The sequence below is a fragment of the Neisseria sp. P0021.S007 genome (genome assembly GCF_051956855.1).
On the sequence record NZ_JBQCXA010000967.1, the window covers coordinates 1 to 557 of the forward strand.

1 protein-coding gene is annotated in these 557 nt (G+C 47.0%); it reads right to left on the reverse strand.

Annotated elements, in window-relative coordinates; translation table 11 throughout:
* On the reverse strand, positions 1–557 hold a 557-nt coding region (locus tag ACTHUR_RS16995), incomplete at both ends, for a type IV pili methyl-accepting chemotaxis transducer N-terminal domain-containing protein (protein ID WP_440399872.1).

Below are 557 nucleotides of genomic sequence, written 5' to 3' on the forward strand. Positions count from 1 at the left end.
GGTTTCTACGCCATCACGCAGTTTTTCCAAGGGCCGGATAATCCATGAATAATGCCAAACAATCATCAAGCCTGCAGCCACAACAATCATCAGCATCATGGCCATTTGGAAGCGGCGCAGCCACAAGGTATTTTGCTCGTTGGCATTTTCCATCGCCTGTAAAAATAGCTCGATGTTGCCGGCAAAACGGTACAGGCCGATTTGGGTCGGACGCTCGTAATGTTGCAAAGACGGCTTGATGTTGGATTCCCAATCAATCAACAGCATCGATTGAATCAAGTCATAAGCCAACGGCGTTTGAGATGGAATCAGCGGATGAATGGCATCACTTTGCGTCACATTGGCCAGCGTACGCTCAAATTCTTTGATTTGGTTGTCAATTTGCGCATTGGGTGTACGGACGCTTGCCATATAAGCCAAACGATACACCTGCATTTTCAAACTGCCTGCATCTTCAATCGTTTTGGCCGCGCTTTCCAAACGCCAAGAAAGCAGCAGGGTAAAGACAATCGACAAAAACGCCGAACTGACCCATAAAAAAGTCAGCAGCTTTAAAC